24 protein-coding genes are annotated in these 23,304 nt (G+C 55.9%); 16 read left to right on the top strand and 8 right to left on the bottom strand.

The annotated features are described in order from the left end of the window. The first annotated feature begins 5 nt into the window (after positions 1-5). The 5 genes from hemF to O5O45_RS25160 all read left to right on the top strand — a co-directional run bounded on the left by hemF (position 6) and on the right by O5O45_RS25160 (position 3,887). The gene (gene hemF / locus O5O45_RS25180) at positions 6-911 is read left to right on the top strand and encodes an oxygen-dependent coproporphyrinogen oxidase (RefSeq protein WP_305902072.1); all 906 of its coding nucleotides are present in this window, start codon (positions 6-8) and stop codon (positions 909-911) included. Positions 912-959: 48 nt separating this feature from the next. Continuing rightward, complete coding sequence (gene aroE, locus O5O45_RS25175) at positions 960-1,772, top strand: shikimate dehydrogenase (protein WP_305902071.1); 813 nt, start codon at positions 960-962, stop codon at positions 1,770-1,772. Between the two features lie 109 nt (positions 1,773-1,881). Beyond that, positions 1,882-2,670 carry a motility protein A gene (locus O5O45_RS25170; protein WP_305902070.1) on the top strand — a complete coding sequence of 263 codons (789 nt, stop codon included), beginning with the start codon at positions 1,882-1,884 and terminating at the stop codon, positions 2,668-2,670. Continuing rightward, positions 2,667-3,494 (top strand): flagellar motor protein MotB, encoded by an 828-nt coding sequence (locus tag O5O45_RS25165; RefSeq protein WP_305902069.1) that lies wholly within the window; start codon positions 2,667-2,669, stop codon positions 3,492-3,494. The genes O5O45_RS25170 and O5O45_RS25165 overlap by 4 nt, the downstream gene beginning before the upstream one ends. A gap of 84 nt (positions 3,495-3,578) precedes the next feature. Beyond that, positions 3,579-3,887, top strand: a complete 309-nt coding sequence (locus O5O45_RS25160) for a PA4642 family protein (protein ID WP_305902068.1) — start codon at positions 3,579-3,581, stop codon at positions 3,885-3,887. A 72-nt stretch (positions 3,888-3,959) separates the two neighbouring features. Here O5O45_RS25160 and O5O45_RS25155 read toward each other — a convergent pair whose 3' ends face one another. Beyond that, complete coding sequence (locus O5O45_RS25155; RefSeq protein ID WP_305902067.1) at positions 3,960-4,409, bottom strand: Hsp20/alpha crystallin family protein; 450 nt, start codon at positions 4,407-4,409, stop codon at positions 3,960-3,962. A gap of 230 nt (positions 4,410-4,639) precedes the next feature. Then, positions 4,640-5,182: a gamma carbonic anhydrase family protein gene (locus tag O5O45_RS25150; protein ID WP_305902066.1), complete on the bottom strand. Its 543-nt coding sequence runs from the start codon at positions 5,180-5,182 to the stop codon at positions 4,640-4,642. 210 nt (positions 5,183-5,392) lie between these two features. Between O5O45_RS25150 and prlC the strand changes: the two genes are divergently transcribed. Next, positions 5,393-7,426 carry an oligopeptidase A gene (gene prlC / locus O5O45_RS25145; protein WP_305902065.1) on the top strand — a complete coding sequence of 678 codons (2,034 nt, stop codon included), beginning with the start codon at positions 5,393-5,395 and terminating at the stop codon, positions 7,424-7,426. Positions 7,427-7,494: 68 nt separating this feature from the next. Then, positions 7,495-7,734, top strand: a complete 240-nt coding sequence (locus O5O45_RS25140; RefSeq protein ID WP_305902064.1) for a YheV family putative zinc ribbon protein — start codon at positions 7,495-7,497, stop codon at positions 7,732-7,734. A 38-nt stretch (positions 7,735-7,772) separates the two neighbouring features. Here the strand turns inward: O5O45_RS25140 and O5O45_RS25135 are convergent, their stop codons facing one another. Together O5O45_RS25135 and O5O45_RS25130 are read right to left on the bottom strand one after the other, a co-directional pair. Then, the gene (locus tag O5O45_RS25135) at positions 7,773-8,420 is read right to left on the bottom strand and encodes a hypothetical protein (protein ID WP_305902063.1); all 648 of its coding nucleotides are present in this window, start codon (positions 8,418-8,420) and stop codon (positions 7,773-7,775) included. 93 nt (positions 8,421-8,513) lie between these two features. Continuing rightward, positions 8,514-9,848, bottom strand: a complete 1,335-nt coding sequence (locus tag O5O45_RS25130) for an MATE family efflux transporter (RefSeq protein ID WP_305902062.1) — start codon at positions 9,846-9,848, stop codon at positions 8,514-8,516. A 246-nt stretch (positions 9,849-10,094) separates the two neighbouring features. Here O5O45_RS25130 and coxB point away from each other — a divergent pair, with 246 nt between their 5' ends. From coxB to O5O45_RS25115, 3 genes are read left to right on the top strand one after another with little or no spacing between them, the layout of a single operon-like run. Beyond that, positions 10,095-11,216 (top strand): cytochrome c oxidase subunit II, encoded by a 1,122-nt coding sequence (gene coxB / locus O5O45_RS25125; RefSeq protein WP_305902061.1) that lies wholly within the window; start codon positions 10,095-10,097, stop codon positions 11,214-11,216. Between the two features lie 39 nt (positions 11,217-11,255). Next, complete coding sequence (gene ctaD, locus O5O45_RS25120; RefSeq protein ID WP_305902060.1) at positions 11,256-12,836, top strand: cytochrome c oxidase subunit I; 1,581 nt, start codon at positions 11,256-11,258, stop codon at positions 12,834-12,836. A gap of 55 nt (positions 12,837-12,891) precedes the next feature. Continuing rightward, a complete protein-coding gene (locus O5O45_RS25115; protein ID WP_305902059.1) occupies positions 12,892-13,776 on the top strand; it encodes a cytochrome c oxidase subunit 3 in 885 nt (294 codons plus the stop codon). 76 nt (positions 13,777-13,852) lie between these two features. Here the strand turns inward: O5O45_RS25115 and O5O45_RS25110 are convergent, their stop codons facing one another. Then, positions 13,853-14,056, bottom strand: coding sequence for a twin transmembrane helix small protein (locus O5O45_RS25110; protein ID WP_041598329.1), 204 nt, complete (start codon positions 14,054-14,056; stop codon positions 13,853-13,855). Positions 14,057-14,188: 132 nt separating this feature from the next. Between O5O45_RS25110 and O5O45_RS25105 the strand changes: the two genes are divergently transcribed. The 5 genes from O5O45_RS25105 to O5O45_RS25085 all read left to right on the top strand — a co-directional run bounded on the left by O5O45_RS25105 (position 14,189) and on the right by O5O45_RS25085 (position 18,989). Next, on the top strand, positions 14,189-14,923 hold the full coding sequence (locus O5O45_RS25105) for an SURF1 family protein (protein WP_305902058.1): 735 nt from the start codon (positions 14,189-14,191) through the stop codon (positions 14,921-14,923). Next, positions 14,901-15,524 carry a hypothetical protein gene (locus O5O45_RS25100; protein ID WP_305902057.1) on the top strand — a complete coding sequence of 208 codons (624 nt, stop codon included), beginning with the start codon at positions 14,901-14,903 and terminating at the stop codon, positions 15,522-15,524. Before O5O45_RS25105 ends, O5O45_RS25100 begins: the two co-directional genes overlap by 23 nt. A 96-nt stretch (positions 15,525-15,620) precedes the next feature. Further along, the gene (locus O5O45_RS25095) at positions 15,621-16,709 is read left to right on the top strand and encodes a COX15/CtaA family protein (protein ID WP_305902056.1); all 1,089 of its coding nucleotides are present in this window, start codon (positions 15,621-15,623) and stop codon (positions 16,707-16,709) included. Beyond that, complete coding sequence (gene cyoE, locus O5O45_RS25090) at positions 16,706-17,605, top strand: heme o synthase (protein WP_305902055.1); 900 nt, start codon at positions 16,706-16,708, stop codon at positions 17,603-17,605. The genes O5O45_RS25095 and cyoE overlap by 4 nt, the downstream gene beginning before the upstream one ends. A 118-nt stretch (positions 17,606-17,723) precedes the next feature. Continuing rightward, the gene (locus O5O45_RS25085; protein ID WP_305902054.1) at positions 17,724-18,989 is read left to right on the top strand and encodes a serine hydrolase domain-containing protein; all 1,266 of its coding nucleotides are present in this window, start codon (positions 17,724-17,726) and stop codon (positions 18,987-18,989) included. Positions 18,990-19,021: 32 nt separating this feature from the next. Here O5O45_RS25085 and O5O45_RS25080 read toward each other — a convergent pair whose 3' ends face one another. Next, a complete protein-coding gene (locus tag O5O45_RS25080; protein ID WP_305902053.1) occupies positions 19,022-19,378 on the bottom strand; it encodes a hypothetical protein in 357 nt (118 codons plus the stop codon). 319 nt (positions 19,379-19,697) lie between these two features. Between O5O45_RS25080 and O5O45_RS25075 the strand changes: the two genes are divergently transcribed. After that, positions 19,698-19,937 (top strand): hypothetical protein, encoded by a 240-nt coding sequence (locus tag O5O45_RS25075; RefSeq protein ID WP_305902052.1) that lies wholly within the window; start codon positions 19,698-19,700, stop codon positions 19,935-19,937. A 19-nt stretch (positions 19,938-19,956) separates the two neighbouring features. Here the strand turns inward: O5O45_RS25075 and O5O45_RS25070 are convergent, their stop codons facing one another. Next, complete coding sequence (locus O5O45_RS25070) at positions 19,957-21,045, bottom strand: SMP-30/gluconolactonase/LRE family protein (RefSeq protein ID WP_305902051.1); 1,089 nt, start codon at positions 21,043-21,045, stop codon at positions 19,957-19,959. Positions 21,046-21,086: 41 nt separating this feature from the next. Then, positions 21,087-22,856: an RHS repeat domain-containing protein gene (locus tag O5O45_RS25065; protein WP_305902050.1), complete on the bottom strand. Its 1,770-nt coding sequence runs from the start codon at positions 22,854-22,856 to the stop codon at positions 21,087-21,089. Between the last annotated feature and the right edge of the window lie 448 nt (positions 22,857-23,304).

The raw sequence follows: 23,304 nt of genomic DNA, 5'->3' as shown, positions 1-23,304 counted from the left end.
ACTTTATGCAGCAACAGATTACACAGGTTAAAGACTATCTTCTGGGATTGCAGGATGGGATCTGCAATGGGCTGGCTGCTATTGATGGCGGTGAAGGATTTATAGAAGACGCCTGGAAAAGAGACGAAGGAGGCGGCGGACGCACACGGGTGCTCAGCGAAGGCGGCGTGTTTGAGAAAGCGGGCGTCAACTTTTCTCATGTCAGCGGCGCGCGTCTGCCCGCCTCCGCCAGCGCTGCCCGGCCGGAGCTGGCGGGGCGCAGTTTTCAGGCCATGGGCGTCTCACTGGTGGTGCATCCGCGCAATCCCTATGCGCCGACTTCCCACGCCAACGTACGCTTTTTTGTAGCGGAAAAAGAGGGTGAAGACCCAGTATGGTGGTTCGGCGGCGGTTATGATCTGACGCCTTATTACGGCTTCGATGAAGACTGCGCCCATTGGCATCGCACGGCGGCGCAGGCATGCAAGCCCTTTGGCGCAGAGACTTACCCCAAATACAAAAAGTGGTGTGACGACTACTTTTATCTGAAACATCGCGATGAAGCCCGCGGCGTCGGAGGATTATTTTTTGATGATCTCAACGCCTGGGGGTTTGAGCGCTCGTTCGACTTTATGCGTGCGGTTGGGAACAGCTATTTGCCTGCCTATCTACCCATTGTGGAACGCCGTAAAGATGCGGCTTATGGCGAGCGGGAGCGTTCTTTCCAGCTTTATCGGCGCGGTCGTTATGTCGAGTTCAACCTGGTCTATGATCGGGGCACCTTGTTCGGTTTGCAGTCCGGCGGCAGAACGGAGTCCATCCTGATGTCTCTGCCTCCGCTGGTGCGCTGGGAGTATGCCTGGACGCCGGAACCGGGCTCGGATGAAGCCCGTTTGACCGAGTATTATTTGAAGCACAGGGACTGGGTGTAATCCCGCAACGCCAAAACCCAAAACAGCGCAAATAAAGGCAGGTATAGCATGGATATGTACGCGGTGGTCGGCAATCCGGTCAGCCATAGCAAGTCCCCTAAAATTCACGGGATGTTCGCGCAGCAGACTGGTGAAAGTTTGGAATACACGGCGATCCAGGCTCCCCTGGACGGCTTCAGGGAAACCGTGGAGTCGTTTTTTATCGGCGGCGGCAAGGGGGTGAACGTTACTGTGCCCTTTAAGGAGCAGGCGTGGAATATTGTCAGTGAGCGCTCGCATCGGGCGGAGCTTGCCGGCGCCGTCAATACCTTGTTGCAACGGGATGGGCGTTTGTTCGGCGACAATACCGACGGCGAAGGCTTAGTTCGCGATATCTGCGTCAATCAGGGCGTCGCGTTAAGCGGTAAGAAGATTCTGCTGGTTGGAGCCGGCGGGGCGGTTAAAGGCGTCATGGCGCCGCTGTTGGATGAAGGTCCCGCCTCCATTGTGGTCGCCAACCGCACTTTATCCAAGGCGGAGGACCTGGCGCGCATCTTTGGTCGCAATGGATCGGTCAGCGCCAGTGCGTTCGCGGATTTGGAAGGCCCTTTCGACGTGGTCATTAACGGCACTTCCGCGAGTCTGGCGGGTGATACTCCTCCTCTACCAGATGCTGTTATCGCGTCTCACACCTTTACCTACGACATGATGTACAGCCTGCGCGACACGGCATTCGTCGCCTGGGCCAAAGCGCGCGGCGCAGGGCAATGCTGTGATGGGCTCGGCATGTTAGTGGAGCAAGCCGCCGCCGCCTTTTATCTGTGGCGCGGCGTACGTCCGGATACTGCTCCAGTGCTGGCGGCGCTGCGACAGGGAGATTAGCGCCACCGTCAACTTTGACTATGCTTAAGCTAATGATTTTAAGCGCTTAGGCCCGCTTTGGGCGGATCTTGGCCAGTTACTTGAGCATCGTGAAGTATGGACGGTCAACATGGATATACTCACCTGGGTGGGGCTTTTGTTCGGAATGGGCGTGGTGCTGGGAGCGGTGGCTTCCGGCTCCGAGCTTTGGGACTTCGTCAATGTTCCCGGGTTGATGATAGTGGTCTTCGGCTCTTTCGCCGTCACCTTGGTGAAATACCGCTGGCGTAACTTTTTCGGCAGCGTGCGGCTTGCCTTCTCCACCACTTTTCTTGAGAAAACCCAGGATCCATGGGACCTGTATCGTGAAGCGCGGCAGCTGGCGGATGTCGTACGCAAGCAGGGACTGCTGGGACTGGATCGGGTAGAAATTACCCATCCGTTTCTACGTAAAGCCGTCGGCCTGGCTGTTGACGGGCATCCCCCGGAATTTATAGAAGAAGTCCTGCTTGAGGACACGCACCAGTTTGTCGAGCGTCTGCAGACAGCGGAAAAGGTGTTTCGCGGTCTGGGGGAGTCGGCGCCGGCGTTGGGCATGTTGGGCACCTTGGTGGGACTGGTGCAGATGCTGAATAACATGCAGGACCCCTCTTCTATCGGGCCTGCCATGGCGATCGCCTTGCTCACCACGTTTTATGGCGCGTTTATCGCCCAGCTTATCGTATTGCCCCTGGCGGACAAGCTGCAGCTTAAAACCCAGGATGAAGTCCGTAACCGCATGATCGTGATCAGCGGTATTCTGAGTATGGTGAAAGGACTGAATCCGCGCATTATCAAAGACGTGTTGGCGTCTTATCTGCCTGAGCTGGACGCCATGGAGGACATCCATGAATCGGCGTCCGCGCAGGAAGAGACATGATCAAGCCGCGCAAGCAATCCGGTGGTTTGCTGCCTGTCGGCGCGCCAGCCTGGATTGTCACTTTCGCTGATCTTATGACACTGCTGCTGACCTTTTTCATTCTTCTGTTGAGCTTTTCCAGTCTGGACGCGGAAAAGTATCGCGCCATCGCCTACTCCATGAGTAAAGCCTTCGGCGTGGCCTGGGTTCCCTCGTCTCAGGGCGCTCCGGATATGTATCCCCTGGGGGGCGACATCACGCCTACCGTACCCATGGAGCCAGTAATCCGCGATAAGGGCGACATGGAGCAACCGGCGCCGCAATCCAGCGTAGAGCCCAGCCTGGATATTAGCCAGGAGGTGGTCAGCGAGGCGGCGTATATGGAGAACGACCGCCTGGCCTCGCGCATGATCAGTTTGCTGGAGAATGAAATAGAAGATCAGGCGGTGGACATTAAGTTCGACGACCAGGGGGTGGTGCTCAGCTTTACCGAGCGCGCCACGTTTGCGTCCGGCAGCGAAGAGTTGAAGTTATACATGCTGCCGGTGCTGATGAAAGTCACTGAAGTGCTGTCTGATTGCAAGGGAGACATTCTGGTGACCGGCCATACTGATGATCGCCCTATCGAGTCAGCGAGATTTCGTTCCAACTGGGATTTATCCGCAGCCAGAGCGGTGAGCGTGGTGCATCGTCTGGTGCTGGATGGACGTCTCGACGCCAGTCGCGTGAGCGCCATCGGGCAGGCGGAGACTCGTCCCCTGGTTCCCAACGACAGTGATGAGCATCGGGCGCAAAACCGGCGCGTGGAAATTCATATCGAAAACGCCGAATGCAAGCTGAGCTGAGTATGCGCAGCCTTCAATATCCACGCAGGATCGGGGTAGAATGTTCGGCCCGGTAAATAACTATGATAGACAGGTGAATACGATATGAGCGGTCCTTCACAACCGAAGGTGGTGGATGAGGAGTGGAGCGATGAACGGGTTCAGGACTTTCTGGAACTGAAACCCCGGGATGCAACCGATCCCGACTATCATGTTTTGCGGCAGGCCTATGAATACATGCTTGCCCGCGATTATGCGCGTTTTGTGGCTTATTTCGCGGAAGCTGGCCGTAATATCAATGCGTTGAGTCCAGAAGGCGAAACCATGCTGGATCGCGTTGAAGAGCACGCTCGTGGCGCAGAATATGCGCATATCCTGCGTGACGCCGGCGGCAAAAAAGCGGCTGAGTTGTAACAAGCAGGATTATAAAAAGGGGCGAACCATGTGTCGCCCCAGGTGTTTTTCGGTTGAGGTAAGTCGTTCGACTTACTGCACGTTGATCTCAATCGCTTTTGGCTGCGCTTTTTCCACCTTGCTCAGGTGCAAAGTGAGGATACCGTCCCGGTATTCCGCGCGGATGTTGTTTTCATCCACATTATCCGGCAGCGTGAAGGAGCGTGCGAAGGCGCCGTAAAAGCGTTCTACGCGATGATGTTTCTTGTCGCCCTCTTCCTTCTCCAGCTTGCGCTCGCCCTGAATGGACAGCACGCCTTCGTGGACGGACACTTTGACCTGACTTTTATCCACACCAGGCAACTCCGCCTTGATTAAGAACGCTTCTTTGGTTTCTGTAATATCCACTGCGGGAGCCCAGTCGGCCTTGCGGATCACTTCTTTGCCGTTTTCGCTGACCCGGGATTGGCCCTGGAGAGAGCGGTTATAACGGTCGAGAATATCTTCGAATTCAGAAAACGGGTTCCAACGGGTAATCGCCATAGTTCTATCTCCAAAAAGAGTTTAAGTACAAATTCGTTTGGCCTGATGGGACAGGGCCTCTGTAATCATTTACACCTGAAACTGCTGATTGGGGTGACGTCTTGCCCCGGTTACGCTGCGTATCGTGATAATAGAAATAATGGCGTTAAAAATGTTTTCAAGGGGCGCCCTGATAACAAAAAAATCATATTCTGATTTACGTCAATTTCCACTCCGCCCCTGAAATGCGGCTAATCGCTCCAGTTTTCCTGCACATGCTGGTCTTTCAATTTGACGTAATTGGCGGCGGTATACCGGAAAAAGTTTTTTTCTTTGTCATTGAGCGGACGCGCTTGTTTCGCAGGCGCGCCAACGTATAAGTAGCCACTTTCCAGACGCTTGCCGGGAGGAACCAATGTACCCGCGGCGATCACCACGTCACTTTCTACATGAGCGCCATCCATGATGATGGCTCCCATCCCGACAAGGATGCGATTCTCAAGCGTGCAGCCGTGTAAGATGGCCTTGTGGCCAATGGTGACGTCCTCGCCGATCAACAGCGGGTAGCCGTCGGGATTAAAAGGGCCGGCATGCGTGATATGCAATACGGAGCCGTCCTGCACGCTGGTGCGCGCGCCGATACGGATGCGGTGCATGTCGCCTCGTATCACGGCGGTCGGCCAAACAGAACAATCGTCGCCCAAATGGACGTCGCCGATGACGACGGCGGTGGGGTCGATAAAGACGCGCTCTCCTTGCGTCGGGGTAATTCCCTGATAAGTGCGCACAGGCATGATGAAGACTCCAAGCATCAAAAATCTGAAGCGCCGTAGACGGACTCAAGGGCCCGAATGGCGGATTGTTACTTTAGCATCGATCGGACTATTCTAAAGCAGGATTCAGCGGCGCATTACTTGAAAGCAGCCCCGCACGCCCACACTTTGTTTGCTCGGGGGCGTTGCAATCAGCAACCCCGGAAGACTCGACAATTCAGGAATATTTCAATGACCAATCCATTGCTCGCCGATACGGCGTTACCCCCGTTCTCACAGATTCGCGCCGAACATGTCAAAGAGGCGATGGACAAACTGCTTGCCGAGAACAGACAGCGCATCGTCGACCTGGCGGCCCAGCCCAGCTTCAACTGGGACAATCTGGCGCAGCAAATGGATAACATGTCGGACAGGCTGAACCATGTGTGGTCACCGGTCAGCCATCTGAACAGCGTGCTAAACAGCGAAGCGCTGCGCGAGACTTACAATGCCTGTATCCCCGAATTGTCCCGCTACGGTACGGAGATCGGCCAGAACAAGGCGCTGTACGACGCCTATCACGCCATTAAAGAATCTGAAGAATTTAGTTCTCTCAGCGAAGCCCAACGCAAATCCATCGACAATACCCTGCGCGATTTCCATCTGGCCGGCGTTGATCTTCCGGAAGACAAGAAAGCGCGCTACATGGAAATTTCTCAGCGTCTGGCGGAATTGGGCAGCAAGTTCAGCGACAACGTACTGGACGCCACCCAGGCCTGGACCAAACATGTTACGGATGTCGATCTGCTCAAAGGCATGCCGGACTCCGCATTGGCCGGCGCGCGTCAGGCCGCCAAGTCTCGTGACAAAGAAGGCTATGTGCTGACGCTGGATTTCCCCAGTTTCTATGCGGTGATGACTTACTGCGAAAATCGCGAATTACGCCAGGAGATGTACGAGGCCTATAACACCCGCGCCTCGGAACAGGGCCCTTACGCCGGTCGCTGGGACAATTCGGACGTGATGCAGGAGATCCTGGCGCTGCGACTGGAGGAGTCGCGCCTGCTAGGCTTTAACTCATACGCTGAATACTCCCTGGCCACCAAAATGGCGCGTACGCCGGACGAAGTGCTGGGCTTCCTGAATGAGTTGGCGGAAAAGTCCGTGGCGGTGGCGCGTCAGGAATTTGAAGAACTGCAAGCCTTCGCCAAGGAGCAGGGGCAGGCGGAATTACAATCTTGGGATGTCAGCTTTTATTCAGAGAAGTTGCGCCGTCATCGCTACTCTGTGTCTCAGGAAGAGCTGAAGCCCTACTTTCCCGCTTCCAAGGTGATTAACGGTATGTTCGCCGTGGTGCAGAAACTGTTCGGCGTCACTCTCGACGAAGTCTCTGAGTTTGATAGCTATCACGCGGACGTGCGCTATTTCAAAGTGCGCCGTGATGGCGAGGAAATCGCCTCTATCTACATGGATTTGTTTGCGCGGGAAAACAAGCGTGGCGGCGCCTGGATGGCGGATTACGCCGTACGTCGTCGTTTAGACGATGGCTCCGTGCAGAAGCCCGTGGCGTTCATCACTTGCAACTTTGCGCCAGCGACGGAAGAGCATCCCGCGTTGCTGACGCATGATGAAGTAACCACGCTGTTCCACGAATTCGGCCATGCTCTGCATCACATGCTGACTACAGTGGATTGCAATGATGTATCCGGCATCAATGGCGTGCCTTGGGATGCGGTGGAATTACCCAGTCAGTTCCTGGAAAACTGGTGCTGGGAGGAAGAAGCCCTGGCGCTGATTTCCGGCCATTACCAAAGCGGCGAGCCGCTGCCGAAAGAATTGCTGGAGAAAATGCTGGCGGCGAAGAATTTCCAGTCCGGCATGCTGATGGTGCGTCAGCTTGAGTTCGCCTTGTTCGATTTCCGTCTGCATCATGAATACGACGGGTCAGCGGACTTTGCCGTTCAGCAGGTGCTGGACGAAGTGCGAGATAAAGTCGCGGTGATCAAACCGCCCGCTTTCAATCGTTTCCAGCACAGCTTCAGCCATATTTTCGCTGGTGGATATGCGGCAGGCTATTACAGCTATAAGTGGGCGGAAGTGCTGGCGGCGGATGCGTTCTCATTATTCGAAGAGAACGGCGTGTTCGATCCAGAGACGGGCCGGCGCTTCCTGCATTCGATTTTGGAAAAAGGCGGCAGCCGCGAGCCGATGGATTTATTCATTGAATTCCGCGGGCGTCCGCCAGAAGTGGAGGCGCTGTTGCGTCAAAGCGGCATCGCCGCCTGAGAGAAATAACAAGGCCTGAAACCCAGGCCCTGTCGACATTCAGCAATCGTATTTACCTGGTAGTGCATATGGTGAAGCGTTTTATCGCAGGGGCGGTGTGTCCCCGTTGCGGAGAGATGGACAAGATTGTCAGTTACGCCGACGAAGAGCAGCGGCAAGTGCGTGAATGCGTTGCTTGCGGCTTCTTTGAAAGGCTGCGCGAAGCTGACGGGCCGGCGGAGCTGCAAACCCGCGTCACCCGCCCGAAACAGGCGGAGGCGCAAGTGCAGACGATCAAGTTCTATCCCCGTCCGAAGAAAGAGCAATAACGATGATGTGAGCCTGAGGTCTTGTTGTTGGACACCTGTCAGCAACGAGGCTGAAAGCTCATGCGGATGTGATGCTTGTCCAACAGATTCAGCCAATCCTCGTTCAGAGGACGCCAGCGTTTGGTGTTGGTCTTCGCCAGAAAGGGCGACAGATCCAAATGGTAGAAGTCCGGTAAGCTTACCATCTGGCGCACTGTCAGATGGGTCGCCTGATCCAGTTCATTGGCGAAGGGTTCGCCGATCAGATGATGGGCCAGCAGATTGGCCTGAGTGGCCTGCAGATCGCAGATCGGACTATTGCGCAGACTGCGGTTGTTTTCATAAACCTCCTCCACCAAACGATGGCTTTGATAGGCCATGATCAACAGGCAGTCCAAACCAGTATGGCGCAGCACCAGCACTGATGGGTGCGCAAAATAATGGATGGTTTTCTCGACGAAGGGCGCGAACAGCTTTTCCGTCCGACTCGCTGCAGCGCAATACGCCACGCACTCCACTAAACGCGGGGCGAGCTCGATGTAATCGATGACGAAATGAATGAGGTCCTCAACCGGCTGTGATCCGTTCAGTTCAATGACTCGGTGCAGAGAATCCAGTTGCTGGCGAAGCCACTTGGCGTAATTTTGAGTTTTAAGCTCTGCGGCCTTAGCCTGATTGATGATCTCGTATACTGCAGCGAGGCTCATCTATAACGATTTCCCTAAGTGACAACTATAAAAAATTGTTTCAATCCAGACGCATGACTTCAGTGTAGTCAAGGCATGGCAAAGTGCGTAATACTAATTTGTAATGAACCACTTTTCATGCTGACAAAATGTTTTGTACAGCCACGCCTGATAGGCGCCTCTCGCCGCCAGAAACAAACAAAGTGAAAACCAGAGTCCGTGATTGCCCCAACTCTGAGTGAGCCACCAGCTGGGTAAAAACACCAGCAGGGTGGCGACGATGATTGTATCCCGCATCGCCTTGCCTTGGGTAGCGCCGACAAAAACGCCATCGAACAGATAACTCCACACGCCAATCAGCGGGCATAGGATCAGCCAGATCAGATAGCGGCTCGCTTCGGTGCGAATGACTTCAAGGTCGGTCAGCCGGTTGATCAGCCAGTCGCCTCCCAGCCAGAAAGACAGCGTCAGTAACAGGGCGGTCAACAGCGACCACACGCCCCCTACCCTGGCGGTGCGGCGCAGTATGGCCTGGTCACGCTTGCCCACGGCTTCTCCGCACAGGGCTTCTACGCCATTGGCGAAACCGTCGAGGGCGTTGGAGATGATCATCAGAAAGGTCAACAATACGGCGTTCGCCGCCAGAATGTTGGTTCCCAGCTGTGCGCCCTGCGCCGTGAAGAAAGCGAAGGTAAATAGCAGCAGGATTGTGCGGATGAAAAGGTCGCCATTGAGTTTGAGCAGCTTGGCGAAAGCGTTGCGCGTCCACAGTTCCGGACTGCGCATCTGCGCGAGGAAATTGGGCGCATCGCCGCGCACTACAAAATAGAGCCCCAGTATCAGGCTGTAATACTCGGCGATGAGCGACGCCCAGGCCACGCCGTCGGCGCGCATGCCGAAGCCCACTACGAACAGCAGGTCCAGCACGATATTTACGATGTTGGCGCTGATCGCAAGAATCAAGGCGCTGCGGGTGCGTTGACAGCCTATCAGCCAACCCACCACACAATATTGAATCAGCACGGCAGGAGCGCTGAAGATGCGAATTTCCGCATAGTTGTGCGCTTGCGTCCAGATTTCTCCAGTGGCCTGCATCCACTCCAGACCCTGGGGCAGTATCCAGGCGCGATTGAGGATCATGAATAATCCGATGCCAAGCGCGATGGCGGCCGCTCGTAAAAACTCGCGGATCAGTCCTTCCTGATCGCCAGCGCCCCAGGACTGCGCCGCCAGCCCGGTAGCGCCCATACGCAAAAAACCGAACGCCCAGAACAGAAATGTGAACAGATTGCCAGCCAACGCCACGGCCCCGAGATAGACCGGAGAGTCCAGATGACCCAGTACGGCGGCGTCCACCAGACCCAGCAACGGCGTGGTGATATTGCTCAGAATTAACGGCCAGGCGAGGGCCCATAAGCGCAAGTGAAGCGTCTCCGGGGGATTGCTCATGAAACTCCTGAAAATGCGGTGGCCACAACCCATTAGTGACCAGATTTGTGCATAAAATCAGCCGGATAGCTTTTTTACCTAAACCACGACTGAACAATTGCCAGCCCGATCCAAGTTTGTCTATACTGGCGCTGTACCTTGCATTTGACTTCCTACAAAAGTAGTCGACGGACCGTTGTAGGCGGGCCGTCTTGCAGGAAGTGTCCGGCAGTAACAATAAAAACTAAGCTGTGGAGACACAATAATATGATGTCACGAAGACGCTCAATAGCGGTGGCTTCGCCCGTTCCGTTTGTATCTGCGTCCGCTTCGGCCGCCTGGGAATTGAACATGACTCCTGGGGTGTCTGAAGTGAGTCAGTCAGTATACAGCCTCCACATGACTATTTTCTGGATCTGCGTGATCATAGGGATAGTGGTGTTTGGAGTAATGTTCTGGTCGATCTTCAATCACCGCAAAAGTAAAGGGGCGAAACCCGCCCAATTCCATGAAAGTACAACAGTCGAGATTATCTGGACTGTTATTCCCTTCCTTATTCTCATTGGCATGGCCATACCCGCGACCGGCACCCTGGTCAAAATGTATGACGCCAGTGAAGCGGATATGGATATCAAGATCACCGGTTACCAATGGAAATGGCGATACGAGTACCTGAATCAGGACGTCAACTTCTTCAGTAATCTGGCGACTTCCCAGGACCAAATCTACAATCGCGACGACAAGGGCGAACACTACCTGTTGGAAGTGGACGAGCCTCTGGTGTTGCCGATAAACAAGAAGATTCGTTTTCTGGTTACCTCCGCCGACGTCATCCACTCCTGGTGGGTGCCCAGTCTCGCGGTCAAGCGCGACGCCATCCCCGGCTACGTTCGCGAAGCCTGGACCATCATCAATGAGCCCGGTATTTACCGCGGACAGTGCGCTGAACTGTGCGGCAAGGATCATGGCTTTATGCCCGTCGTGGTGAAAGCCGTGCCTGAGGAAGAATATCAGGAATGGCTTCTGGCCAAACAGGAACTGGCTCGTCAGGAATACGAGTTGAAGAACAAAGAATGGACGATGGAAGAATTGGTTGCACGCGGGGAAAAAACCTACGCGTCCAGTTGCGCAGTGTGCCATCAGGCCAATGGCGCCGGTCTGCCGCCGACATTCCCTTCTCTTATTGGCAGCAGTGTAGTCAAGGGGCCGATCGAGAAACACGCCGAAATCGTGTTGCACGGAGTGCCCGGCACCGCCATGCAGGCGTTCGGAGCGCAGCTGAGTGAAGTCGATATCGCCGCTATCGTGACCTACGAGCGTAATGCCTGGGGTAACAATATGGGCGACATGATTACTCCGCAACAAGTTGCAGAGTTAAAGAACAAGTAGTTCTCAGCGACACACAACCAATTTAAGAGGAGTTTGACCATGAGTGCGGTACTAGGCGCTGACGCGCATCACCATCACGGTCCGGCTAAAGGCTTCAAGCGGTGGCTCTTAACCACCAACCATAAAGACATTGGCTCCATGTACCTGTGGTTCAGCTTCGCCATGTTTCTCATCGGGGGCACCATGGCCCTGGTGATTCGGGCGGAATTGTTCGAACCGGGCATGCAGATCGTCCATCCGGAATTTTTCAATCAGATGACCACCATGCACGGTCTGATCATGGTGTTCGGGGCGGTCATGCCCGCCTTCGTGGGGCTCGCCAACTGGCTGATTCCCATGATGGTCGGGGCGCCGGATATGGCGCTTCCGAGAATGAACAACTGGAGTTTCTGGATTCTACCCTTCGCATTCGCCATGTTGCTGGCTACGTTGTTCATGGAAGGCGGCGGCCCCAACTTCGGTTGGACCTTTTACGCGCCGCTATCCACCACCTACGCGCCAGACAGTGTGAATTATTTCATCTTTGCGGTGCACATGATGGGGATCTCTTCGATCATGGGGGCCATTAACGTGATCGCCACCATTCTGAATATGCGGGCGCCGGGCATGACTCTGATGAAAATGCCCCTGTTCGTGTGGACCTGGTTGATCACTGCGTTCCTGCTGATTGCGGTCATGCCGGTATTGGCGGGCGTAGTCACTATGATGCTGATGGACATCAATTTCGGCACCAGCTTCTTCAAAGCGGAAGGCGGCGGCGATCCGGTGCTGTTCCAGCACGTATTCTGGTTCTTCGGTCATCCGGAAGTGTACATCATGATCCTGCCCGCCTTTGGCGTGGCGTCGCAGATCATTCCCACTTTCAGCCGCAAGCCGCTGTTCGGTTATCCCTCCATGGTATACGCCACGGCGTCGATTGCGATCCTGTCTTTCGTGGTATGGGCGCACCACATGTTCACCGTCGGCATTCCGCTGGCTGGAGAGCTGTTCTTCATGTACGCCACCATGCTGATCGCCGTCCCCACCGGGGTGAAAGTGTTCAACTGGGTCAGCACCATGTTCCGCGGCTCTCTGACGTTTGAGACGCCCATGCTGTTCGCCATCGCCTTTGTGATTCTGTTCACCATCGGCGGCTTCTCCGGCTTAATGCTGGCGATTGCTCCGGCGGACTTCCAGTATCACGATACCTATTTCGTGGTGGCGCATTTCCACTACGTGCTGGTGCCGGGCGCGATTTTCTCCATCTTCGCCGCCACTTATTACTGGTTGCCGAAATGGTGCGGCAACATGTACGACGAAACCCTGGGCAAAGTGCATTTCTGGATGTCGTTCATTGGTTTGAACCTGACCTTCTTCCCGATGCACTTCGTTGGGCTCGCCGGTATGCCGCGGCGGATTCCTGACTATGCCTTGCAGTTCGCCGATTTTAACCAGATATCCAGCGTCGGCGCGTTCATATTCGGAACCACGCAACTGCTGTTCCTGTTTATTGTTATCAAATGCATCCGGGGTGGTAAGAAAGCCACCGCCCAGGTTTGGGAAGGCGCGGACGGACTTGAGTGGACGCTGCCGTCGCCGGCTCCCTATCACAGTTTCTCTGAGCCGCCTACTGTGAAGTAGGCGCGCGCATGGGTATTGAGATAACAAGAACAAGATAACTGCCACAGGAGGACCTATGGCGACGCAACAAAGTTATTACGTACCGGAACAGAGTAAGTGGCCCATCATCGCGACGGTGGGGTTGTTTTTAACCCTGTCCGGTTTGGCGACAGTGATGGTGAACAAGAGTGATGGCGACACCAGCACCGGTTGGTGGATGTTCAGCATCGGCTCCTTAGTGATGGTCTACATGCTGTTTGGCTGGTTCGGCAATGTAGCCAAGGAAAGCATGGCTGGATTGTACAGCGCTCAAATGGACCGCTCATTCCGCTGGGGTATGTCCTGGTTTATCTTCAGCGAAGTGATGTTCTTTTCCGCCTTCTTCGGCGCGCTGTTTTACGTGCGCTTCCTCGCGGTGCCCTGGTTGGCGGGGGAAGGCGATGGCGCTATGAATACATTACTCTGGTCGGATTTCGAGGGGGCATGGCCTTTGATGAGTAACCCCGACCCGAAAGCGTTTCCGGGGCCGGACGCGGTCATTAATCCCTGGAGCATTCCGCTGCTCAACACTGTGTTGCTGCTGACTTCCAGTGTGACCATCACCTTCGCCCATCACGCTATCAAGAAGGACGAGCGGGATAAAGTGAAAATGTGGCTGGGACTGACCATTCTGTTAGGCGCCATTTTCCTGGGCTTTCAGGTTTATGAATACATTGAAGCCTATCACGAGCTGAACCTGACGCTGGCGTCCGGCATTTACGGCACCACGTTCTTTATGTTGACGGGGTTTCATGGCATGCACGTGACGCTTGGGGCGATTATCCTGACCGTTATTTTGCTGCGCTATATGAAAGGCCATTTCTCCGCCAAGCAACATTTTGGTTTTGAAGCCGCCGCCTGGTATTGGCACTTCGTGGACGTGGTGTGGGTGTGCCTGTTTGTGCTGGTTTACATCATGTAGTCTGATGACCGACCCGATACTTGCGTTCGGGTCTTTTGACTTCGCCGGAGCCTTGACTCCGGCGGCGTCCCAGCGATTAGTGGGGCGTCGGATTCAACTGCAAATGCCCGCTGAACAACAGGGCGAGCAGCACAACGATGAGGGCGACGGAAAAGCCCACGCGATAGGTGAGCGCTTTAGCGGTGCGTTTACTGGTGCTGTCATCCTTGACCAGAAAAAACAAACCGCTGAAAAGACTGACGACTGCGCCTGTAAGTAGTAACAAAACAAGGATTTTCATGGGTTCCCTCTTATTTTTTCAGCTCACTATAACAAAGACACTGCAGACAAACTACGCACTCCGCCTGCGCGTAAAAACGCCCCTGGCGAAAATGTCCGCGGGCATTTCGTCATTGTGTCGGGATGGAAGTGAGTGAACTGGAAAATCCTGCTGTTCAGCATGTTGATGCTGCCGGTTTTGCTGGGGCTGGGATGTTGGCAATTGCTGCGGGCGCAGGAAAAAGCACAATGGCTGCAGGCCTATCAGGCCATGCAGAGTAAAGCGCCACAGCCCCATGACAGCCTGGAAGCGCCGCCCCGCTATGCGCGCGTCGCGGTGTCCGGCGACTATATACAGGAAAGCGACTGGCTTCTGGATAATCAGATACGGGAGGGCCGCTTTGGATATCGGGTATTTACGCCTTTTTGCCTCCGCGATAACGCTTGCGTGCTGGTGGAGAGAGGCTGGATACAGGGTGATCTGGACCGGAGCGTGCTGCCCAGGATTCCCTCCGCGCCGGGAAGGCTGATCTTGGAGGGGCATGCGGACAGGCTCACGGACGGCTACTCCATGGGCGCGAATGAAACGTCGATGTCCGCGCCCTACCGGGTGCAGACGCTCAAACTGGAGGAAGTGCGTGAGCGCTTGCCCGGCAGATTGGCGAACTGGGTGTTGCGACTGAACCCGGATCAGCCCGGTGCGCTGACGACCGTCTGGGAGCCCGTGGTGATGGGCCCGGAAAAACATTATGGCTACGCCGTGCAATGGTTCGCCATGGCGTTGGCGCTGGTGGCGCTGACGATCTGGAAATGGCGTCGCGGCGACGGCGATGATAAGCAATTACAAGCAGCAGGAGAGACAGACATTGGAACAACTGGCCATGGTTGAAAACGCGTCCCCGTCACGTGGGCGACTCAAACTCTGGGGCATCATCCTGGTAGCTGCAACGCCGCTTATTGCAGCGATGGTGATGTATTTCGGTCGCATTGGCATTCCTTCCGGCACCACCAACTATGGCGACCTGATCATTCCTCCCCTGGACGCCACAGAAATCGGCGTGAGCCTGCCGGAGGCGCGACTTGAGGAAATCACCCAGGCAGACGGCAAACGGCAATGGCTGATGCTCACCGTCGCTGGAGACGCGTGCGGGGAGCGCTGTTCGCAGGCGTTGTACCTGTCCCGTCAAATTAATATTGCGCTGGGAAAAGAGTCAGATCGAGTGGGACGGGCGTTGCTGGCGGGAACTGGCGACGCAGCGTTACAGCAAGTACTGAACGATTATCCCCGTATGCTGCCAGCGCCTTTTTCCCGCGCCGATATGGAGGGGCTGCGCACGAAGCTGAACGAGCACAATATTCAATTGCAACCGTACGATATGCTGTTGATGGACCCGCTGGGCAACATCATGATGCATTACTCAGAGAAGCACGACGGCAAGGCGATCCTGGAGGATCTTAAGCGGCTTCTCAAAGTATCCAAGATTGGTTAGAGTGAGTCTGAAGACTTCCTCAGGGAGCCGTTGAGCCGGCAGTAAAATCAACGTCTTCCGAATGCAGTAACAACAATAACAAGAGGCGTTTGGAAAATGGACTATGTCGCCCCGCCGGCGCTAGTGACGTCGGCTGTCGTAAACCCGCGTCTGCAGTGGCTGCGTCGCCTGGTCATCCTGACCTCCGTCTGGGCCTTCTGCGTAATTCTGCTCGGCGCCTACACTCGTCTGGTGGACGCCGGTCTGGGATGCCCGGACTGGCCTGGCTGCTACGGCTTTCTTACGGTGCCGAACGAGGCGCATGAGATAGAAATTGCCGAAGCCCGCTTCCCTCACGCGCCGGTGGAGGCGCATAAGGGCTGGCCGGAGATGGTGCACCGCTATTTCGCCAGCGCTTTGGGCTTGCTGATATTCGCTATCGCCGCGCTGTCCTGGCGCGATATTTCCCCCAAGTCTGTCCCCGGTGCGCATCGGCCCCCTCGTAAACTGACTTTGTTTCTGTGCGCTTTGGTGATTCTGCAGGGGCTGTTCGGCATGTGGACCGTTACCCTCAAGCTCTGGCCGCAAGTCGTCAGCGCGCACCTGCTCGGCGGCTTTTGCACTCTCACCCTGCTGGCGATAACGGCCATGCGGCTACTGGACCGCCCCCTGATTGTCTCGGCGGAGACGCTGCGGCGCTGGCGTCGACTCAGGCCGCTGGCGTTGTTCGCCGTGGCGATATTGTCTGTCCAGATTTTTCTGGGCGCCTGGGTGACGTCGAACTACGCTGCGGTGGCCTGTCCCGATTTCCCAACCTGTCAGGAAAAACTGTGGCCGGAGATGGATTTTCAGCACGGTTTTAATCTCACCCAGACCATCGGTCCCAACTATCTCGGCGGGCTGATGCACAACGAGGCCAGAGTAGCAATTCATATGACGCATCGCCTGGGCGCCGTGGCTGTGCTGTTGGTGTTGGGCGGCTTCTTGCTCGCCGCCTGGCGATGCTCTCAGGGATCGCCCCTCAGGCGCACCCTGGGCCTGACCGGGGCGTTGCTGCTTCTGCAGATCGCGCTGGGCGTGACCAATGTAGTGGCGCTCGTACCGCTGCCTGTGGCGGTGGCCCACAACGGCGTGGCGGTGTTGCTGCTGATTTCCCTGGTATGGGTGACATACCGTTTATGGACTGCCAAAGAGGTGCGCTCATGAAAAATACCGCTTCCACTACGGCCGCCGCTGGCTGGCGCGATTACTACGAACTGTGCAAGCCCCGGGTGGTGGCTCTGATGATGCTGACCGCGGTGGTCGGCATGCTGCTCGCCAGCGACCAGGGTTTGCCCTGGAATGCGCTGATTCTGGGTAACCTCGGCATCGCTTTGCTGGCTTCTTCCGCGGCGGCGATCAACCATATCGTCGATCAGAAAATCGATGCGGTGATGGCGCGTACGCAAAAGCGACCGATTGTGCAGGGACGCGTGGATAACATTCACGCTTTGACGTTCGCCTTCTCTCTGGCGGTCATGGGCATGGCGATTCTGGCCTGGGGCGTAAATCCGCTGACCGCCTGGCTGACCCTGGCGTCGCTGATTGGTTACGCGGTGGTTTACACCTTGTTCCTGAAACGAGCCACGCCGCAAAATATTGTGTTGGGCGGTTTGGCGGGCGCCGCGCCGCCCCTGCTGGGCTGGACCTCGGTGACGGGAACCGTGGACCCTCATGCGTTGTTGCTGGTGCTGATCATTTTCGCCTGGACACCGCCGCATTTCTGGGCGTTGGCGGTACATCGCAAAGACGAGTACGCCAAAGCCGGCGTGCCCATGCTGCCGGTGACCCATGGCGACCGCTACACCAAGCTGCACATTCTGCTGTACACCTTCATGCTATTCGCCGCCAGCATGCTGCCTTTTATCACCGGCATGTGCGGCTGGATCTACTTTGTCGCCGCCTTGGCGCTGGGGCTGCGCTTCCTGGACTGGGCCTGGGCGATGTGGCGGGATTCGCGCAAGCATGCGGCCATCAAGACTTTCCGCTACTCCATCACTTATCTGATGCTGTTATTCGTGGCGCTGCTGGCGGATCACTATATTCCGGTGACCTTGTCATAGCAGGCCAATCGCGGATATCCGGAGAAAGACGCTGTCACGTTCTGGGCATCTGCGTAAAAGCGTCTAGAATTTAACAGCTACGTGGGACGTTTTTTTCCGCCAACGTGGAAGTGCTGTTATGTTGAGTCTACTGCGAAATCCTCTGCGCCTGGCGGAGGTCGCCGCTGATCCGGCGCAGGTGAGCGTGATCGATGAAGGTCTGGAAGTCTGTCCGGAACGGGTAGATGTGGCGCCGGAAGGCGTGCAACAGATCTGGCGGGCGGTGGAGCGCTTATACGCCACCGGCACCCAGCCGGCGATCAGTTTGTGCGTGCGCCGCAAAGGCCGCGTCATTCTCAATCGCGCGATTGGCTACGCCAGCGGCGGCGGTCCTGGGGACGCGCCGGATGAATTCCGCCACCCCATGACCACCGCTACGCCGGTCTGCCTGTTTTCCGCTTCCAAGGCGGTGACGGCGGTATTGATGCATAAACTGGCGGAAGAGGGGCTGATTAATCTGCTGGACCCAGTCAGTTTCTACTTGCCGGAGTTCGGCCAGCGCGGCAAACGCAATATCACCATTCACCAGATTCTCTCGCACCGGGGCGGCATTCCCGGACTTCCTACCCATGAATCCCTCGACACGCTTTACGATCAGGAGCAAGTGTGGAAACTGTTGTGCGCCGCCAAACCTATCGCAGTGGACGGCGGCAAGCTGGCTTATCACGCCATCACCGGCGGCTTTGTATTGCAAAAGGTGTTAGAGAAAGTGACCGGCGCGGGCATCACGGAATACCTGGAGCAGACGTTGCGCGCGCCTCTGGAGATGAAGTACTTCACGTTTGGTCTGGAGGAGGCGGGTAAGCACGCCGTCGCGCGTAACTACGCCACCGGTCCCGAGGCGCCGTTTCCTGTGTCCTGGGCCCTCAAGCGCGCCCTGGGCGCGGATATGTCGGCGGCGGCGAATGTTTCCAATGAACGACGTTGGATGGACGCTATTATCCCCGCCGCCAACCTCTACGCGACAGCGGAGGAAACCTCGCGCTTTTTCCAGATGCTGTTGAATGGCGGCGAGTGGCGCGGGCGGCGGATTCTGCAACCCGTCACCGTAAAACGGGCGACGCAGGAATTTGGCGGCTGCACTTTCGATCGCACCATGATGATCCCCATGCGCTACAGCGCCGGCTTTATGCTGGGCGGAGATCCGGTGGGCCTATGGGGACCGCGTACGGAGCGCGCCTTCGGCCATATCGGGCTGATCAATAAGTTCTGCTGGGCGGATCCGGATCGGGAAATTTCCGTGGCGTTGCTGACATCGGGCCTAGCTTTGCTGGCGCACCATCTGCCGCGATTGGCGGCTTTGATCCGGCAAATCAATCTGCAGTGCGCGCCGCTCGCACTCTAGTCGAAGCGACACGCGCATTCGGGGGTGTGGAATTACTCGTGACTGGACCAGCGGTTGGCCTGTTGTTCGATGATCAACATGACGTTCTTCAATAACTGACGCAGTCTCACCTGGGTCTGGGTGCGTTCCACCACCTGAGAGACGGACGCCTGCAAACGATGTAGTTTGGGGCTGACCTGTCGAATGCCTTCGGTGATCATCTCATAGGGGTAATGGTGGTCCTGGATACTGAGTTTATTCAGCTCCGCCACTTCCTGCTGGAACACGCTCAGCACATCATAAATCGTATCCTTGTTAGTGATGGTGGATGCTTCCCAATAGGCATCGTCCAACACTTCGATCAAGCTGAGGAACTCGGTGCAGGCATCGGATATTTTTGCGGGTGTCATGTGCGCCTCAAATTTACGGATAAGCTTTGAACGTTCTACATTCAGCATAGCAAAAACTGGCGCAGGCGCCTGAAAACTGGACTCTCCCACTCTGTCTTGCCCTCGGAAAGGTCTGTAACGTTAGTTTTGGCGAGGGTTAGCGTTATGTAACTGATTGTGTGTATTACGGTTGAAGTTGTGTATTAAGGTTAAAAATGTGTATTACGGTTAAATTTTGAACTATTTCTCCAATTGTGGAAGGAATGTGGATATACTGGTTTTTACCTATCCCGGCGGCGGGCGCTACGGGAGACCAAACAACAACAGGAAGTCGTAAGCCATGAACACCCTTGAGGCTCAGCGTTGTCGCTTGCAGGAAGAGTTAGCGTTGGCGGAAAAAGAACTTGAAGAATTACTACGCACCCCGAACCCGAATAAAACAATGGTGAATTTCTACAGCGATCTGCTGGTGCGCAACCGCGAGCTGATCCGCATGATTGACACCCACCTCAGTCAGTCGTCCCATTGGATCACCGACAGAGCGACCAGTATCGCCAAGCTGGCGGATGGCGTCGCTTAATTCTGTCTGCGGGTCCGGATCAAAGCGCCGGACTTTCGCTCACATCGCGGGTTAAAGATAAACGGCCGATTCGATCTCCGGTCAGCGTGCCGAATAACAGGGTGTCGCCGACTTGCTCCACGGATGTAATGGTGTGCAGGTGTTCGCCCTCCGGGTCCTGCAGATTATGCAAAATCTCCCCCTGCTCATTGATTCCCAGCACGAATCCATATCGTTCCGCTTGCGGTTGTAACGCTTCCGGCAGCTTGGACATGCGGCTTTTCAGCCAGGGAAATGAGTGCATGAAATCCAGTAAGCCGTTACGCGGCGCAATAAGCGCGATCCAGAACTCTCCCGCTCCGTTGCTGGAGACGCCATCTGGGAATCCGGGCAGGTTCTCGATAAACATCTCGCTGGTCCCCTGTTTGGGTCCTTGCAGCCAGTAACGGCGCACTCGGTAGCGACCGGTTTCGCACACCAACACAAAATCCTCGTTTTGCGATAGCGCCACGCCGTTGGCGAAGTACAGATCCTCCAACAGAACCGTGGTGACGCCTGTGGCGGGATCGTAACGAAGCAGGCGTCCATGAGGACGGCTCTCGATGAGGTCGAAGCGATGTTCATGCACGCCCCAGCGCCAACTGGCGTCGCTGAAATAAATGACGCCGTTTCTGGCGACATCCACATCGTCCGCGACGCCGAAGGGCAGGTTGTCCGCCTTGCTGGTCAATACGGTGAGCTTGCCTGCTTTATCGAGCTGTAATAATCCTTTTGTCGCGTCAGCCACGATCAAATCGCCGGCCGGATTGAACTCAAGGCCCAACGGACGGCCGCCGGTATTGGCGAGGACTTCGAGCTCCCCATCCTTGTTGAGGCGGATGATGTCGCCGTTGGCGAGTCCGGCGTAAACGGCGCCGTCTGCGTCCTGATCCACATCTTCAGGACCCTCCAGCCGTCCCAGACCGATCAACTCCGCGTCCAACAGCTTTTGATTCGGGGCGTAGGGGCCCTCCAGATCCGGCGCCGATGGGGCGTCGTAAGCTTCCGGATCAATGACCGCAGGCGAGAACAAAAAGTAGGTCAGTAAGATGACCCCCACAACCGCCAGTAGTCTGAGAGAGGCTTTCATTATTCTGTGTCGGTTCCTGTCCGTTTAATGGAGCGGATAGGTTACTCCATCAGGCGATGTAATGCGTCATACTCATAAGTGACCAGCACAATGACGTCGCCGTCTTCACCTTGGGGTTCGGCGTCTACGGAGTAGCGTTCCAGATAAACGTAATCCAGCAGGCCATCCTCCCGGTACACGTAATGCTCGCACCATTCGAAATGGGGATCATGAATGTCGGTATAGCGTCGGGTCAGCCTGCGTCCGTCGGCGTCGTAGGTAAAGTTGGACGTCGCCATTTCACATCCCGGTTCAGTAACGCAGGAGCTCTCCGGCCTGTCCGTAAAGGTGCGCACGCCGTTCAGACTGCCGTTGCTGGCGTAGGCGTATTGCGTAGTCAGCTTTTCGAGGTCGTTATCGTAGGTGTCATGGGACAAACGTCCGTCTGCGTCAAAGACGAAAGAGCGTTTGACCAGCACCTGATTGTGGGTCGTGCTGTCAGTGGAGTAGGAATTGATGCGCACGAGTCCCGCGCCGGCGTCTTTTTGCGGTCTCATCTGGCCGGTAACCGTTTCCCGGGTGCGCTGACTCAACACGGCGTCGCCGACCCTGCTGAAAGTTTCCACCCAACGACCGCGATCCAGCGCCAGAGCGTTGACGACGTCCCATTCGCCATCCGCGAGTGAAATTTCCGTATACAGCGGATCCAGATTCAGAGAGGAGACATAGGCGTCCAGGGACAGGGCGCGACGGCTCATATCCACACCGCCATCCAGACGCACTGCCGCCACCGCGCCTTTGGAATCGTAGGTCAGTCCGGCGCGGCCGACGTGTTTACGTTGTGGGTCTTGCACGCCGGCGAGGGCGATCAGTTTCACTTGGTTGTCATTGCGCCCTTCAATCGCCGCGCTTTCGGTGTCTGGATGTACGTACCAGTTTATTTGCTTGATCGAAAGGGGATCGTTAAGGGCATTTTCGTACTGCAGCGATATTTTCCAGGGAGAGAAGTCATAGGCCGCGAGGTCTTCCGTGGAGCGGATATCCTTCATGACGCCCGCCGCCGCATAGCTGATTTTCGGTGCGTTGTGCAGCAGACTGGCGCCCATGACTTTCACTTTGGTGGCGTCCAGATTGTCGAGACGCTGGGCAGCGTCAATACTTTGCGCTTCCTCTGTCATCATGTTCTGTAACGCCATGGCGAAAGCCTTGGCGTAGACGTGGTGGCGATACTGTCCGCTTTTGACGTAATCGAACAGATAATTATTGTTGAAGCCTACTCGCTCTCGGGCGCGCTGATGAGCCTGCTCGACGGTGGTTTCCGGGTTCTCCTCTCGCATCAGGTCGTATTGCATGCGCACCAGGGTGGTCAGCGGAGAAATGACCGGGCTTCCGGGCGGCGCCATCAGGAAATAGGCTTTATCCACCAGACCCGGCTCGCTGGAGGCGCAATCCGTGGCGGCAGGGACGGCGGCGTTTATCAGGTCTTCATCTTGAGTCACGCAGGGAAGCGCATAGGCCATGAGCGGATACAGCTTGGGGTCGTCCACGCCGGCCAGTTGCTCCGCTGTGAACTCAAATTCTCCACCGGCGCCGCTCATCACCGCCGGTTCGTCATCGCCGGCGAGGTAATCTCCATTTAAATCCAGCCAGACTTTGGCCTGACGCAGATAGCCGTCCAGCACCACGCCATGAAAGTTGGCGTTGGGCGGCGGCGGTTGCTCTGGTTCACGAGGTTCGCGCAAAGTGGATACATCGGATTTCTCGCCGCCGCAGGCGCTCAAAAGCGGCGTCAGCAGGCTGACGATAAGCATTACGCCACAGTGGATTCGCATGTGTTCCCTGTCCTTTTTTGTTTTTATGAGCGAGTCAATCTAGCGGGGAGCAGGCGGAAATTCGTTGATAGGCTTAACAAATGCTTACAAAGGGTGAAAGGCGCGTGGCGGTGTCTGACGCGCAGATAAAAAAATGCCTCGCTTCCGGGGTGTCCCTTTTAAAAAGTCCATCCTGGTCCCATCGCGAGGCTTAAGGCACGAGCGTAGAGGTAACAGTCGTTGTACAAAAGAAGTACCCTGACTATTGATGAAGAAACGTTAAGCCTGTAACAACTTAGCGAAATCTCTTCACCCTGTTTATCGCACAGACTGTGCCAAACTCGTTATGTTTGTTTAACTGATTGATATTAAATAACTTTATTTGATATTGGGTAGAATTTACGGAGATCGACGGGAAGTTTTCATGCCCTAATCTAATCCTGGTCGCTCCATTACGGTGCATTCTGTC

This window comes from Hahella sp. HNIBRBA332 (assembly GCF_030719035.1).
Classification (GTDB): domain Bacteria; phylum Pseudomonadota; class Gammaproteobacteria; order Pseudomonadales; family Oleiphilaceae; genus Hahella.
The sequence above is the reverse complement of the archived record's forward strand: the minus strand, read 5'-3'. Positions and strand labels throughout refer to the sequence as shown.

Coding starts and splice junctions, on each gene's coding strand:
- hemF (WP_305902072.1), top strand. CDS start 6: ATGCAGCAACAGATTACACAGGTTAAAGACTATCTTCTGGGATTGCAG.
- aroE (WP_305902071.1), top strand. CDS start 960: ATGGATATGTACGCGGTGGTCGGCAATCCGGTCAGCCATAGCAAGTCC.
- O5O45_RS25170 (WP_305902070.1), top strand. CDS start 1,882: ATGGATATACTCACCTGGGTGGGGCTTTTGTTCGGAATGGGCGTGGTG.
- O5O45_RS25165 (WP_305902069.1), top strand. CDS start 2,667: ATGATCAAGCCGCGCAAGCAATCCGGTGGTTTGCTGCCTGTCGGCGCG.
- O5O45_RS25160 (WP_305902068.1), top strand. CDS start 3,579: ATGAGCGGTCCTTCACAACCGAAGGTGGTGGATGAGGAGTGGAGCGAT.
- O5O45_RS25155 (WP_305902067.1), bottom strand. CDS start 4,409: ATGGCGATTACCCGTTGGAACCCGTTTTCTGAATTCGAAGATATTCTC.
- O5O45_RS25150 (WP_305902066.1), bottom strand. CDS start 5,182: ATGCCTGTGCGCACTTATCAGGGAATTACCCCGACGCAAGGAGAGCGC.
- prlC (WP_305902065.1), top strand. CDS start 5,393: ATGACCAATCCATTGCTCGCCGATACGGCGTTACCCCCGTTCTCACAG.
- O5O45_RS25140 (WP_305902064.1), top strand. CDS start 7,495: ATGGTGAAGCGTTTTATCGCAGGGGCGGTGTGTCCCCGTTGCGGAGAG.
- O5O45_RS25135 (WP_305902063.1), bottom strand. CDS start 8,420: ATGAGCCTCGCTGCAGTATACGAGATCATCAATCAGGCTAAGGCCGCA.
- O5O45_RS25130 (WP_305902062.1), bottom strand. CDS start 9,848: ATGAGCAATCCCCCGGAGACGCTTCACTTGCGCTTATGGGCCCTCGCC.
- coxB (WP_305902061.1), top strand. CDS start 10,095: ATGATGTCACGAAGACGCTCAATAGCGGTGGCTTCGCCCGTTCCGTTT.
- ctaD (WP_305902060.1), top strand. CDS start 11,256: ATGAGTGCGGTACTAGGCGCTGACGCGCATCACCATCACGGTCCGGCT.
- O5O45_RS25115 (WP_305902059.1), top strand. CDS start 12,892: ATGGCGACGCAACAAAGTTATTACGTACCGGAACAGAGTAAGTGGCCC.
- O5O45_RS25110 (WP_041598329.1), bottom strand. CDS start 14,056: ATGAAAATCCTTGTTTTGTTACTACTTACAGGCGCAGTCGTCAGTCTT.
- O5O45_RS25095 (WP_305902056.1), top strand. CDS start 15,621: ATGGACTATGTCGCCCCGCCGGCGCTAGTGACGTCGGCTGTCGTAAAC.
- cyoE (WP_305902055.1), top strand. CDS start 16,706: ATGAAAAATACCGCTTCCACTACGGCCGCCGCTGGCTGGCGCGATTAC.
- O5O45_RS25085 (WP_305902054.1), top strand. CDS start 17,724: ATGTTGAGTCTACTGCGAAATCCTCTGCGCCTGGCGGAGGTCGCCGCT.
- O5O45_RS25080 (WP_305902053.1), bottom strand. CDS start 19,378: ATGACACCCGCAAAAATATCCGATGCCTGCACCGAGTTCCTCAGCTTG.
- O5O45_RS25075 (WP_305902052.1), top strand. CDS start 19,698: ATGAACACCCTTGAGGCTCAGCGTTGTCGCTTGCAGGAAGAGTTAGCG.
- O5O45_RS25070 (WP_305902051.1), bottom strand. CDS start 21,045: ATGAAAGCCTCTCTCAGACTACTGGCGGTTGTGGGGGTCATCTTACTG.
- O5O45_RS25065 (WP_305902050.1), bottom strand. CDS start 22,856: ATGCGAATCCACTGTGGCGTAATGCTTATCGTCAGCCTGCTGACGCCG.